The organism is Kitasatospora sp. NPDC097643 (genome assembly GCF_040302625.1).
Classification (GTDB): Bacteria; Actinomycetota; Actinomycetes; order Streptomycetales; family Streptomycetaceae; genus Kitasatospora.
In genome coordinates this window covers 1-12,334 of the sequence record NZ_JBEOSA010000119.1, presented here as the reverse complement: position 1 = coordinate 12,334, position 12,334 = coordinate 1, and the positions used below count along the sequence as shown (strand labels likewise).

15 protein-coding genes and 2 pseudogenes are annotated in these 12,334 nt (G+C 72.5%); 12 read left to right on the top strand and 5 right to left on the bottom strand.

Going from position 1 to position 12,334, the window contains the following annotated elements; translation table 11 throughout:
• The 5 genes and pseudogenes from ABTY15_RS38680 to ABTY15_RS38660 all read left to right on the top strand — a co-directional run.
• Positions 1–721: pseudogene (locus ABTY15_RS38680) on the top strand (hypothetical protein); the annotation flags it as partial.
• Positions 718–1,416 (top strand): helix-turn-helix domain containing protein, encoded by a 699-nt coding sequence (locus ABTY15_RS38675; protein ID WP_350606978.1) that lies wholly within the window; start codon positions 718–720, stop codon positions 1,414–1,416. The pseudogene ABTY15_RS38680 and the gene ABTY15_RS38675, both read left to right, overlap by 4 nt.
• A 123-nt stretch (positions 1,417–1,539) precedes the next feature.
• Entirely contained in the window at positions 1,540–2,217 is a 678-nt protein-coding gene (locus ABTY15_RS38670; RefSeq protein WP_350606974.1) for an arylsulfatase, read from the top strand.
• Between the two features lie 136 nt (positions 2,218–2,353).
• Complete coding sequence (locus ABTY15_RS38665) at positions 2,354–2,674, top strand: immunity protein CdiI family protein (protein ID WP_350606972.1); 321 nt, start codon at positions 2,354–2,356, stop codon at positions 2,672–2,674.
• Positions 2,675–2,754: 80 nt separating this feature from the next.
• Complete coding sequence (locus tag ABTY15_RS38660) at positions 2,755–5,151, top strand: DEAD/DEAH box helicase (RefSeq protein WP_350606968.1); 2,397 nt, start codon at positions 2,755–2,757, stop codon at positions 5,149–5,151.
• Positions 5,152–5,335: 184 nt separating this feature from the next.
• Here ABTY15_RS38660 and ABTY15_RS38655 read toward each other — a convergent pair whose 3' ends face one another.
• Positions 5,336–6,454, bottom strand: coding sequence for an NADAR family protein (locus ABTY15_RS38655; protein ID WP_350606965.1), 1,119 nt, complete (start codon positions 6,452–6,454; stop codon positions 5,336–5,338).
• A 297-nt stretch (positions 6,455–6,751) separates the two neighbouring features.
• Positions 6,752–6,961: a cold-shock protein gene (locus ABTY15_RS38650; protein WP_350606961.1), complete on the bottom strand. Its 210-nt coding sequence runs from the start codon at positions 6,959–6,961 to the stop codon at positions 6,752–6,754.
• A 351-nt stretch (positions 6,962–7,312) separates the two neighbouring features.
• Here ABTY15_RS38650 and ABTY15_RS38645 point away from each other — a divergent pair, with 351 nt between their 5' ends.
• Positions 7,313–7,564 carry an RNA polymerase sigma factor gene (locus ABTY15_RS38645; RefSeq protein ID WP_350606980.1) on the top strand — a complete coding sequence of 84 codons (252 nt, stop codon included), beginning with the start codon at positions 7,313–7,315 and terminating at the stop codon, positions 7,562–7,564.
• Positions 7,565–7,582: 18 nt separating this feature from the next.
• Here the strand turns inward: ABTY15_RS38645 and ABTY15_RS38640 are convergent, their stop codons facing one another.
• Complete coding sequence (locus tag ABTY15_RS38640; protein WP_350606958.1) at positions 7,583–7,933, bottom strand: VOC family protein; 351 nt, start codon at positions 7,931–7,933, stop codon at positions 7,583–7,585.
• A gap of 121 nt (positions 7,934–8,054) precedes the next feature.
• Positions 8,055–8,228: a CsbD family protein gene (locus ABTY15_RS38635; RefSeq protein ID WP_350606954.1), complete on the bottom strand. Its 174-nt coding sequence runs from the start codon at positions 8,226–8,228 to the stop codon at positions 8,055–8,057.
• Positions 8,229–8,839: 611 nt separating this feature from the next.
• Here ABTY15_RS38635 and ABTY15_RS38630 point away from each other — a divergent pair.
• From ABTY15_RS38630 to ABTY15_RS38610, 5 genes are all read left to right on the top strand, one after another.
• Positions 8,840–9,901, top strand: coding sequence for a YihY/virulence factor BrkB family protein (locus ABTY15_RS38630; protein WP_350606951.1), 1,062 nt, complete (start codon positions 8,840–8,842; stop codon positions 9,899–9,901).
• Positions 9,902–10,012: 111 nt separating this feature from the next.
• Positions 10,013–10,357: a hypothetical protein gene (locus tag ABTY15_RS38625; RefSeq protein ID WP_350606949.1), complete on the top strand. Its 345-nt coding sequence runs from the start codon at positions 10,013–10,015 to the stop codon at positions 10,355–10,357.
• 67 nt (positions 10,358–10,424) lie between these two features.
• A complete protein-coding gene (locus ABTY15_RS38620) occupies positions 10,425–10,976 on the top strand; it encodes a DUF6328 family protein (RefSeq protein WP_350606946.1) in 552 nt (183 codons plus the stop codon).
• A 94-nt stretch (positions 10,977–11,070) separates the two neighbouring features.
• Positions 11,071–11,259, top strand: coding sequence for a hypothetical protein (locus ABTY15_RS38615; protein WP_350606944.1), 189 nt, complete (start codon positions 11,071–11,073; stop codon positions 11,257–11,259).
• A 106-nt stretch (positions 11,260–11,365) separates the two neighbouring features.
• Complete coding sequence (locus ABTY15_RS38610; RefSeq protein ID WP_350606942.1) at positions 11,366–11,632, top strand: hypothetical protein; 267 nt, start codon at positions 11,366–11,368, stop codon at positions 11,630–11,632.
• A gap of 8 nt (positions 11,633–11,640) precedes the next feature.
• Here the strand turns inward: ABTY15_RS38610 and ABTY15_RS38605 are convergent, their stop codons facing one another.
• Positions 11,641–11,796 carry a DUF6131 family protein gene (locus ABTY15_RS38605; protein WP_350606937.1) on the bottom strand — a complete coding sequence of 52 codons (156 nt, stop codon included), beginning with the start codon at positions 11,794–11,796 and terminating at the stop codon, positions 11,641–11,643.
• A 283-nt stretch (positions 11,797–12,079) separates the two neighbouring features.
• Here ABTY15_RS38605 and ABTY15_RS38600 point away from each other — a divergent pair.
• Positions 12,080–12,334 (top strand): annotated as a pseudogene (locus ABTY15_RS38600) (RNA polymerase sigma factor SigF); the annotation flags it as partial.

Below are 12,334 nucleotides of genomic sequence, written 5' to 3'. Positions count from 1 at the left end.
GGCCGAGCCCGGCGCCACCTTCACCACGTGGGCGGGCGGGGCCGAGGTCCACCTCGCGCTCGCCAACCACCTCGCGCCGTGGCGGGTCGAGATCCTCGGCGGCCTGGTGTGGGAGGACGGCAAGCCGCTCGACGACTGGGGCAAGCGCCTCAAGGCCGCCTGGGCGGACCTGACCAACCTCTCCCGCGCGCACGGGGACGAACGCCAGCGCACCGCCGCCTACCTCGCCTCCCGCGCCGTCCGGTCGGTGCTGCTGTTCGGCCTCGGCGGGTTCGCGCAGCGCCCGCGGCTGATCTCCGGTGCCACCCCGGTCGGCGAGGCGCTGCCGGCGGGGGCGGAGATCCTCGGCCAGAACGGGACGGTGGTGACGTGGCAGCGCCAGTCCGGGTTCTCCAACGACCCGTACGCCCACCCGGAATGGGCCGCCTACGTCTGGTCCGGCGCCCGGGCCGCGCTGCTGGACATGAAGTACCGCGAGGGCAAGGAGGTCGTCGGCGTCGCCGGCGCCCTCCACGCGAAGCCCGGCACCGTCGTCTACTTCGGCACCGACGGCATCGCCCTGACCGAACGCCAGCCGTGGCCCTACCGGGGCGAGCCGGGCGACTACCTCCTCAAGGGCCATCTCACCGGCCCGGTGCCGCACCCGACCAGCCAGGAGGAGTACCTGAAGCTGCGCGCCCTGGGCCGCGCCGAACTCGCCGCGAAGGGGACTGACCAGTGAGCCCGGCGGACCCGAACAACCCCAACGAGGCCGCCCGCCTGACCCAGGAGCTGCTCGACCAGGGCTTCACCAGGCGCCAGGTCGCCGGGATGCTCGGCCGCGACGCCTCGCTCGTCAGCCAGTTCTTCACCAAGGGCAAGGGCGCCGCGTTCGTGGACGCGCTGCGCCAGCTCGTGCGTGCGGTGCGCGGCGGCGAACGCGACACCGAGGCGCTCGCCGGGATCGCGGAGGCGAACACCGAGCGGCGCACCACCAGGACCGGGCAGAAGGCGCGGGTGCGCGGCAAGGACACCGTCGGCCGGCCCGGCGAGTCGATGGCCGGCCGCGCCGGACGCCAGGCCATCCGCTCCGGCGCCGCCCACCTCGCCCCGGTCGTCCACGAGACCGGCCAGGCCGGCGGCCGCCTCGCCTTCACCGTCCGCATGAAGGCCGACCAGTACGTCTACTCGGCCGGCTCGGAACAGGACTCCGGCGGCATCCGCCGCGGCTTCGTCCCCCGCGCCGACGGCACCGAGGAACGCACCTACGGCTCCGCCTCCACCGGCGGGTTCGACGCCGCCGAGTGGTCCCAACGCGTCGCGGACCACCACGGCGACGTCACCGAAGCCATGAAGGCCTGGCTGGTGGAGACCGGCCGCGCCGTCGAGGACGCGGACATCCGCTACCTGGAGGTCCGCGGCTGGGTCCCCGGGTAGCCGTCCACCGGCCCCCGGTGCGCTTCATCCGGCCGGTTAGTGGTTGAGCCGGCTGATCGAGCGTTCGGCCCTGAGCACCCTCCCGGCGAGGGGACTCCGACCACGGCCGCTAGCATCGCGCGCATGCTGGCGCTGCTCCATACATCGTCCGTCCACGTCCCGGTCTTCGACACGCTCCGCGACCGCGACTACCCCGGCCTGCCCTTGCGGCACGTCGTGTCCGAGGAGTTGCTCACCAGGGCCCAGGCCGACGGGCCCGACGCCGTTGCCGGGGACATCGATCAAGCACTTGCTTCGACAGTCGCCGAGGGGGCCGCAGCGGTGTTGTGTACCTGCTCGACGATTGGCGGCGTCGCGGAGACCCGGGCGGCGGCGTTGGGTGTGCCCGTGTTGCGCGTCGATCGTCCGATGGCGGTGGCCGCCGTCGCCGTTGCACCCCGTGGGGCCCGAACCACGACACAAATCGTCGTGATCGCCGCACTGGCCGGCACCGTGGGCCCGACAGTGGCCCTCATCGATGAGGAAGCCGCTCGATCCGGCCGGTCGGTCACGGTGATGGCCACGGTGGTCGACGGCGCTTGGGGTCGGTTCGAAGCCGGTGACCAGGCCGGCTATCTGAGCGCCATTGCTGCCGCTGTCGAGGCCGTGGACGACGCGGACGTCATCGTCCTCGCCCAAGCATCCATGGCAGCCGCTGCGAATCACACCACGACCGCCATACCGGTCCTGTCCAGCCCCGTCCCGGGGCTCCGCGCTGCCGCCGCTGCCGCCGTGTCACGTCCTGCCAGGAGGACCGCGTAGGCGGCCACATGCTCGGGTGCCGCGGTGCCGCCATCCCGCCCACCGACTGAAGACGCTCAACTGGCCAACTGAAGCGCGCAGTCACAGGTGCGAGCCTCGGGCCACCCACCTGCCCAACCCTGTGAAAGGCTGCGGCATGCCCTATCACCTGCGGTTCTTCTTCGAGTACGGCGTCGACACCCCACTGTGGCCAGGACCGTCGACCATGCCCGACTTCGACAGCCCCTACGGATTCCCGTGCGCCCCGGAGAAGCTCCCGATCACCCCGGCCACCAGCAACGAGCTCACGCGGCTCGCCGACCTCTACCAGTCCTCACTCGACTGGGACGACCCGGCCGGTCCCTCGCCCTGGACCCCGGACCAGCAGGAATCCTTCCGGAGCGCGGCCGACACGGCACTGGAGGCCCTGCGCCGCGAGCTGGGCGACGACTGGACGGTCGAAGACCGCAGGGGCTGAGCCGCGTCACGCGCCGTCAGGTGCATCCCCACCCCGGACACCTCCCCGCATCACCCGGCCGTCGAAGGAGAGCCACCGCCGTGGAGACCACCACCGCAGAGCAGGACGCGCCGCCCGCCTTCCAGACCGAGGCCGAGGCCGAGCCGTCCGTCCCGGCCCAGCCGCCCGGTACGGGCAACCCGCTGCCGCTGCACTGGTTCCAGAAGGACGCCGTCGCGGCCGCGGTACGCGAGGTGAAGGACGGCGGCCGCGCCACGGTGGTCGCCGCGACCGGCTCCGGCAAGACCCTCATCGCCGCCGGCTGCGCCCGCCGCCTGGCCCCGCGCGGCAGGGTGCTGGTCCTCGTGCCCACGATCGAGCTGCTGGAGCAGACCGCCGAGTCCTGGTCGCTGAAGGGCGGCCGGCGGGGCCTGGCGGTGGCCGCGTGCTCGCGCGAGGAGGCGCTGGAGAGCGCGGAGGCCGGCGGCCGGATCCACGCCCGGGTGACCACCCAGGCCGCCCGGATCACCGACCTGGTCAACGGCGCCCCGGACGGCCGGCCGGTCACCGTGTACGCCACCTACGCCTCGCTGGAGCGGATCGTCCAGGCCCACCGCGAGTTCGCCCTGCCCGCCTGGGACCTGGTCGTCATCGACGAGGCCCACCGCACCGCCGGGGCGCAGGGCAAGGCGTGGGCCGCCGTCCACCACGACGCGGACGTACCCGCGCTGCGCCGCCTCTACCTCACCGCCACCCCGCGGATCGCCGACGACCGCAGGACCCAGGACGGCCTGGCCGACCTCACCACCGACACCGGCACCGGCACCGACATCGGCACCGACACCGGCACCGACATCGGCACCGAGGACACCGACGAGCCGCCCGCGCTGTGCTCCATGGACGACGAACGGACCTACGGCAGGACCGTCTACACCTGGACCCTCGGCCAGGGCATCGAACACGGGTACCTCGCCGACTACCGCGTCCTCGTCCCCGTCGTCACCGACGAGGACCTGCGCGACCTCCTCAACCTGCCCGCCGTCGCCGACCTCCGCGCCCAGCGCACCAACGAGGAACTGCTGCGCCTGGCCCTCCAGGTCGCCGTACTGCGCGCCGTCGCGGACCTGGACCTGCGCAGGGTCATCACCTTCCACTCAAGGGTCTCCGGCGCACGGGAGTTCGCCGCCAGCCTGCCGGCGGCCGCAGAGCTGCTGCCGGACGCGGACCGGCCGGAACGGGTGACGGCGCTCGCCGTGGCCGGCACGGACCGCCTCAAGGACCGCCGCGCCGCGTTCGCCACCTTCAAGGCCTCCACCGGCGAGGACGGCGAACAGTGCTGCATCATCTGCAACGCCCGCCTCCTGGCCGAGGGCATCGACGTCGCCGCCGTCGACGCGATCTGCTTCGCGGACCCCAAATCCAGCATCATCGACATCGTCCAGGCCGTCGGCCGCGCGCTGCGCCAGTCCTACCGCCAGGGCAAGGTCAGTTGGGTCATCATCCCGGTCTACCTGCCCTCGCCCCCGGTCGGCGACGCCCCCGCGGTCGCCGACGACACCGCCACCGCCGACCCGGCCGAGGTCCACGACGCCGGCGAGGCGGTGAAGGCCGAGGCCGACGCCGAGATCGAGGCGTCCTCCTTCCGCACGATCTGGCGGGTCCTGCGGGCCCTGGCCGCGCACGACGCCCGGGTGGTCGGCCGGATCACCGAGCTGCGCGGCCACCGCGCCCAGGGCACCGCGCACACCACCACGGCCCAGGCCCCCGAGGGCGAGCAGCAGCCGACTGCACCGGAGTCGCCGGTCGAGTGGCTGAAGATCAACGCCCGCCACCACGCGGCGCAGATCCTCCGGACCGTCAAACTCCGCGCCTTCAACCCGCGGGCCGTCGAATGGCAGCGGATGCACGCCGCCGCCGCGTTGTTCCACCTCCAGCACGGCCACCTCGACCCCACCGACCGCACGCAGCACACCGAGCTGATCTCCTGGCTCACCCGCCAGCGCCACCTCCACGGCCAGGGCCTGCTCGACCCCGCCCGCGTCTCGGAGCTGGACGCGCTCGGCATGATCTGGTCGAAGCACGCCAACGCCTGGGAACGCGGCTACGCCTACGCCGCCGCCTTCCACCACCAGCACGGCCACCTGGCGATCCCCGCGACCGCGAAGCTCGACGACTACGCGGTGGGCGCCTGGATGCGCCGCCAGCGCAAGGCCGACAACCTCACCAAGCACCAGGTCGCCAGGCTCGACGCGCTCGACGAGCTGTGGCGCACGGAGCCGGACTGGAACCGCTCCTACCGCCGCCTGCTCGCCTACCTCGCCGCCGGCGGCACCCTCACCGGCCCCGCCAACCGCACCGGCCTCGGCGACGACCCCACGTTCCGGCCCGGCACCTGGCTGCGCAAACAGGACAAGGCCCGCACCGACGGCAAGCTGACCGACCACCAGAGCGCGCTCCTGGACGCGCTCACCCGGCACGCCGAGACCGCCGCCGGCTGACCCCGCGACCGAACGGGTAGCCGTCCCGGCCCGCCCAAGCCGGGACGGTCACGACCCGAAGGCATCTACGCCAACAAGCAGTCCAGGAGGCCCTGTTGTCGTATACCTGGTCGACAACGGAACCAGGTGGCGGGCCATGCCGGCCGACTACCCGCCGGGTGCGACCGAGCCCACGCCTTCTTGTTCAGCCGGTCAGGCCGTGCTGTTGCGCGGCAAGTTCGGCGCGGACCAGTTCGAGGAGTCGTCCCATCCAGTTGCGCCCCACCTCGCCGTGCCAGTCCCAGTAACGGGAGTCCCCGTCGGTGTAGAGGACGGTGGCGTCGCCGGTCCGGGTCAGCACCTGTGCCAGGCCGGGGTGCTGGGCGAACTTCGCACGCAGCAGCCGGGCCATCACCGCGGCGCGGGCCTGTTCCCAGCCGGCCCGCCGAGTGGCATCCCCGGCCGCCCGCTGCGCGGCATAGGGGGTGTCCGCGGTACGGATCGCTTCTCGGTGACGATCGTCCAGGGTCGACAGGGCCCAGTAGGCGTGGCTGACGGTCGGGTACACCGCACCGTCGATCTCGATCGGCGCCGGGTACTCGTTGCGCAGGACCAGCGGGCCTGGGTCGGCCGGCCAGCCGTTGGGGTAGAAGACCTGGTTCAGCTCGACGGCCGGGGCGTGCGCGACGTCCGCGCCGTCCACGGGGCGGCGCGCGGCGGCCCGGTTGCGCGCCAGATCACGCTCGGCGAAGTACTCCAGCGCCTTCCGGTGCATCTCGTCGGTGACGATCGACCCGTCGCCGGGCAGGGGCGCCCCGGGGCCGAAGGCGAGGACCTTCAGCGGCCAGTCCTTCCGGTCCATGTCGCCCAGCGCGTAGCGGCGCAGATGCCGGGGGATGGCCAGGTACGCCTCCCGCAGCGCGGCGCGCCGCTCCTCGCTCGGGTCGGCGCAGAACTCCGCGGCCGCGGCCCGGCAGCGGCCGGCCGAGTCGGGCCGGTCGTTGAGGCGGTCGATCTCGTCGCGGACCTCGCCCAGCAGTTCCTCCGGTGTCGTCGACCACTGGACCTCGCCGAACGTCCACGCCCCCACATGGTGGGCCGACGCCCGCGCGCCCTCCTCGAGCGTGGTGGCGACCCACCCGCTGCGCAGCTTCTCGGCGAACTGATCGAGGGTGACCAGGCCCCAACAGTCGATCAGACCGTCGGCGTAGACGATCAGATCGCTGAGGAAGTAGGTGCCGCCGTTGTGGATGAACACGTGTCGCCACGTGCCGGGGATGCGTTCGCCGTCCGCATGCCTGAAGGTGCGCTGAGAACCTGCCATGCCCGCCAGCCTAGGGGCCGTCGTCCCGCGCCCCTCCTGCGGGCTGGACGACTACGCGGTGGGCGCCTGGAAGCGCCGCCGGCGCAGGGCCGGCGACCTCGCCGAGGCCCGGGCCGCCAGGCTCGACGCGCTCGACGAGCTGTGGCGCCTGGAGCCGGACCGGACCCGCTCCTACCGCCGCCTGCTCGCCGGACGTCGTCGCCACCGCGGCCCTGGGCAAGGGCCGGGGCCCGTACCGCCTGTGCGGTACGGGCCCCGGTTTTCCGCTGCGAATCGAAAATCGCGCAGCGGGGGATGTCAGAGAGCGAGGGGGCGAATGTTCTCCGCCTGGAGGCCCTTCTGGCCCTGCGTGACGTCGAACTCGACCTTCTGGCCCTCCATCAGCTCGCGGAAGCCTGCGGCGTTGATGTTCGAGAAGTGGGCGAACACGTCCGGGCCGCCGTCTTCCTGCTGAATGAAGCCGAAGCCCTTTTCCGTGTTGAACCACTTCACGATGCCGAAAGCCATAAAAATTCTCCTTCAAAGGCGCTGTAGACCGCACTGCGCGGACTATCCGTCGCCGCACTGATGACCCGCCGGGATCTCAGAAAAAAAATACGCCCGCGCTGGGAACCAGCAGGCGCACATAGAGTTCATGGGAACCAAAACTGCAACTTCCACAACCGTAGCAGGCTCCGGGTTGGAACGGGAATTTCCGCAGCATTTTTCTTCGGCGTTTCGGTAAGAAGCGGGTGGTGCCGGCGGTCGGACCATGGGCGAGCGGGCTGACGGTGCGCGCCGGAGCCGTGTGACGTGCGTCAGGGGAACCGGACTGCGCCGTCGCACCAGACAGTGGGCGTGGACTGTTCGGATCCAGATGTGCGGACTCGGGTGCGGGCCGGTGACCGGGGCGTGTTCGGGCAGCTCTTCGACACGTACGCGCGCGCGGTGTACAACCACGTGTTCCGGCTCACCGGGGACTGGTCGGCCGCCGAGGCCGTCCCCCCGACCACCGTCGAGTACTACGAGCAGCCCGGCGGCCGGCACAAGACCGTGGACTTCGAGAAGCTGATCCCGATGGCCCTGGAGTGGCTCACCAAGAACCTCACCGGTCCGCAGAGCGATAGTTGACGTGGCGTCAGAAAGTCGTCACAACGTGTGGGCGCGGGCGTGCCGCGGCTCGTAGAGCCGGAGGGTGCCGCCGCCGGGCAGTTCGAGCGCGGTCAGCAGACCCCAGCCGACGTCACTGACCGGCCGGGTGAACACCACGCCCTTCTCGGCGAGTTCGGCCACCGTCTCACCGATGTCATCGCACATCAGGAACAACTCGTGCGTTTCCGGTCCCTCGGAGGGGTGCACGGCGATCTCCGCCGGGGGCAGCTTGAAGATCAGCCACTGGCCTCCCGCGTCGACGTGGGGGTACCCGAGCACGTCCCGGAAGAACGCACGGTCCGCTTCGGCGTCCCGACTGTAGATGACCACATGCGCCCCGTTGATCACGGTGGGACACTACCGGTCGCCTGCTGCGTTCGGGTGTGTGCTCGGGTGGTGTGTCGCCCGGATCCGCCCCGGCCGTCGGAGGAGTGCGGCCGCCCCGGGGGGACGGCCACCGGGCGCCGGCTCAGTCCCTGCTCGCGTCCTTCACCTTCTCGCCGGCCTGCTTCAGATCACCCTTCACCTGCTCCGCGCGGCCCTTCACCTCGATCGTGCGGTCCCCCGTGGCCCGCCCGGCGGTCTCCTTGACCTTGCCCTTGGCCTTCTCCGCGACGTTGCGCAGCTTGTCGTGGGTACCCATCGTGTGGACTCCTCTCGGGACGGGGCGGAGTCCTCCGCCCGCGCGGCGTCTGCCCGGCAGCCGGCATCCCATGCACGTTCCGAGGACAGGCCGCCGGCACCGCACGTTTCCGGCTGCCGAGTCGGGAAAGACGGCCGGGCGAGATCCTCTCGGCCGCAGCGCAGCGCCATGACACGACATCCCTCCCCGCCCCACCGGGCCCTCGCCGCGCGCCCGGCGGGCCCGCGGCCGGTGCGGGCCGGACCGCCGACCAGCGGAGCGGCGGGCTCTGCGGCTGCCACGTCCACCTCGGGGACCTCAGCCGGTCCGACGCCCTCGCGCTCAGCGAGCACCTGCTCGAACTGGCCGCTCCCGCCCTGGCCCGGACCGGGGACCTCGAACTCACCCGCCTCCTCCTGCACCGCCAGCTGACCTGCGGCACCGGCGCCGACCGGCAGCACGCCCTCTTCGCCCGCCGCCACTCGCTGGCGGACGTCGTCGACCACCTGGCCCACCTCACCGCCCACCCGGCGGCCGGGTAGCGGCCGCCGAAGGACACTCGGCCACCGCCCCGGGCACCGGCAGGGCGGGACGGAGGTGTCGACCTCCGCGACCAGGGCAAGCGCGGCAGTGTGAATCCGGTCGAACGAACACTGCGCACCCTGGACGCCTACCAGCAACGCCACCGCGTACCCGGGCTGGCCGTCGGGGTCGTCAAGAAGTACGGCGACGACCGCGGCGGACTGCTCGCCGCCCTGATCGCCTACTACGGCTTCGTCGCCCTGATCCCGCTGCTGCTCCTGCTCAGCACCGCCCTCGGCTTCGTCCTGCACGGCCACCCGGGGGCCCAGCGGGCGGTGGTCGACTCCGCGCTCGCCGACTTCCCGATCATCGGTGACCAGCTGCGCCAGAACGTCCACTCCCTCCAGGGCAGCGGGCTGGCGCTGGCCATCGGCATGCTCGGGCTGCTGTACGGGGCGCTCGGCATCGCCCAGGTACTCCAGCACGCCATGGCCGAGATCTGGAACGTCCCCGGAGTCCACCGGCCGGGCTACTGGCCCCGGCTGGGCCGCAGCCTGCTGCTGTTCGCGATCCTCGCCGCCGGGCTGCTGCTCGCCACCGCGGCCGCGGCGCTCGTCGGCACCGCCCTGGCCGGGCTGCCCGCACGCGTCGGGGGCCTGCTGGTGTCCGCACTGCTGAACGCCGCCCTGTGCCTGCTCTGCTTCCGGGTGCTCACACCGAAGGAGGTCCCCACCAGGGCGCTGTGGCCGGGCTGCGCACTCGCCGGCCCGCTGTTCACGCTCCTCCAGGCGTTCGGCGCCGTGCTGGTCGCCCACGAGCTGCGCCACGCCGGCCAGGTCTACGGCTTCTTCGCGACCGTCATCGGCCTGCTGTTCTGGCTCTACCTGGCCGCCCAGATCACCGTGTACGCCGCCGAGACCAACGTCGTGCTCGCCCGCCGGCTGTGGCCGCGCAGCATCCTGCAACCCCCGCTCACCGACGCCGACGAGGAGGTCCTGTCGTCCGTCGCCCGACAGGAGGAACGCCGCCCCGAACAGCACGTCGACGTCTCCTTCCACGACGAGGACGAGGAGGACGGGGACGAGCAGGACGAGGACGGGCCGCCGGACCCATCCGGAACGGAAGAAGAAGGCGACCGGGCCCGCGGCCCCGCCGACCCCGGGGCGCGGTGACGGAGGGGGCTCCGGGCCCGGTCGCGCCCTGGGCGGCGCCGCCCGCCGACGGCCCCCGCCCCGGCTGCCGTTCCAGGGGCGGGTGGTGCCGGGTGGACGTAGGTTGCGGGCATGACCAGTGACGAGACGACGATCCCGGCCGTGGGGGTGCGCCGACTGGACGAGGTGTTCGACGCGATCGAGGCGGCCGGCCGACGCCCGCAGCCGTGGACCGGTTTCGACCACGGGGTCCTGGGGTCCTACCGGTGGGCCGCCGGGGCCCAGGTCTCGGCGCCGATCACGGCCGCCGCCGCGCCCGGCACCACCGGGCCGGGCCGGGCGCAGCTGCTGGCCGAGTGCCAGGCCGCCGCCGTCCGCCTGCGCGACGCCCTGCACGAACGCGCGGACGCCTCCTACGCCCTCGGCGCCTACCGGGCGCTGGCCTGGCTCTGCGGACACCACGAAGACCGCCCCTGACCACCCACCCCGAGGGCGCAGTACGTCCGGCCTGCCCGGGAACGGCACCGCCCGTAGGAGAACGACCGTGGCGAAGGACGACGACCCGCCCGGCCGAGGCCGGCACGAGACGCCCCAGGAACGGGCCGACCGGCTCTGGAACGAGATGCTCCAGGAGGTCCGCGTGTGCCAGACCGGCGCGCAGATCCTCTTCGGCTTCCTCATCAGCGTGGCCTTCACCCCACGCTTCGCCGACCTGCCCGACTTCGACCAGAACCTCTACGTGGCCACCGTCGTCCTCGGCGCCGTCGCCACCGGCGCCCTCGTCGCACCCGTGGCGTTCCACCGCTTCCTCGCCGGCCGCGGCATGAAACCCGAACTCGTCCACGTCGCCCGCCACTTCATCGCCGCCGGCCTCGTCACCCTGGCCCTGACCATCACCGCCGCCCTGCTGCTCCTGCTGCGCACCGCCACCGGCAACGCGGCCGCCGCCTGGATCCTCAGCGGCGCCGTCCTGCTCTGGTTCACCACCTCCTGGCTCGTCCTGCCCCTGGTGGTGCTGCGGCGCACGGCCGTTCGTCAGGCAGCCCCCTCCGTCCACGGCGGGTCGCACGGCCGCTCCGGTGACGGCCGCGGCTGACCGGAAACGGTCCTTCCCCGCATCGAGCACCACGTTCGGGGTAAACGCTGCGGCGCACCGTCGCGACCACCAGACCTGACGAAGGAGCGAAGCCATGAGTACGGATGACACGGGCATCCCCGAGCAGGACCCCACCTCGCGGGACGAGGACGAGACGACACGGGAGCGGTCCGCGGAGGAACGGAGCATCGTGGCGCCCACCCCGAAGGACGTCCGGGCCAAGGCCGACGGGGACGACGAGGAACCCCCCGCGCCGCCGGCGGCCGACACCCGGGCGCCCTGAACGAGCGAGCGGCCGGGCCGCCCTGCCCCACACCCCGGAGTGGGCCGACACCTCGGACGGCCCACTCCGGGGTGTGGGGCCCACGGCGGTGTCCGAGCCTCGATGCATGGGGTCGATCATCGTGCTCTTCGAACTGGAGCCGGACGGGGCCATCGGTGCGGAGGGTGTCGAACCCGCGGTGATCGCGGTGCACGCCGCCGGGGCCGATCCCGACGTGCCCGAGGACCCGCAGCCGTACACGCTGTGCGGGCTGGAGACCGGTCCGATGGAGCACGCGCACTACCGGCCGACCCGGCCTGGCGAGCCGTGGTACCCGCTCGCGCTCGCCGATCTGCGCTGCCACGAGTGCGAGCGGGTCCTGCGCACGCTGTGAACCGTCGGTCACCAGTAGTGGGGTCGGCCTCCGATGGCGTGTCCCACGGCCCCGAAGATCCACAGGACGAGCCCGATGAGGGTGAGGATGATCCCGATGGACCACAGAACGCTGATGCCGGTGACGAAACCGATGATCAGCAGGATGACTCCCAGGACGATCATGGTGGCCTCCTCCGTGGTGCGAGAGCCTTCGGCTCGGCGTCTGCCCAGGTATCCGGAGAAAAACCAACAAACCGGATGAAAACGTGAATTCGATGTCGCCTGTCGGGTAGAACAACCATGCGGCGGCCGCGGCGGGACCCGCCGGCCGCTCCAGCACCCCGCCGGGTGCACCAGGACCTTCGCTTGAAGAAGCCGGGCACAGGTCCTGGGGGAAGAACCCGCAGCATGCGCGCGCCAGTGCGTCCGCGATGCCGGGTACCACCCCGCTGCCCAGGAGAAGCAAGTGTCCGCCCCTCCGGCCACTCCGCTGGCCACCCCTCTGGAAACCGACTGCCCCGCGCGCCCGACCGAGGCCGAGCTGCGCGCCATGGGCAAGTCCGAGGCGCGCGAACTGAGCGACGCGCTGTTCGCGCGCCTGGCCGGGCTCGCCCGCGAGAGCCGCACCTACAGCTACGTGCGCGGCACGATCATCGAGCTCAACATGCCGCTGGTCCGCTTCATCGCCGCCCGCTTCCGGCACCGCGCCGAGGACATGGAC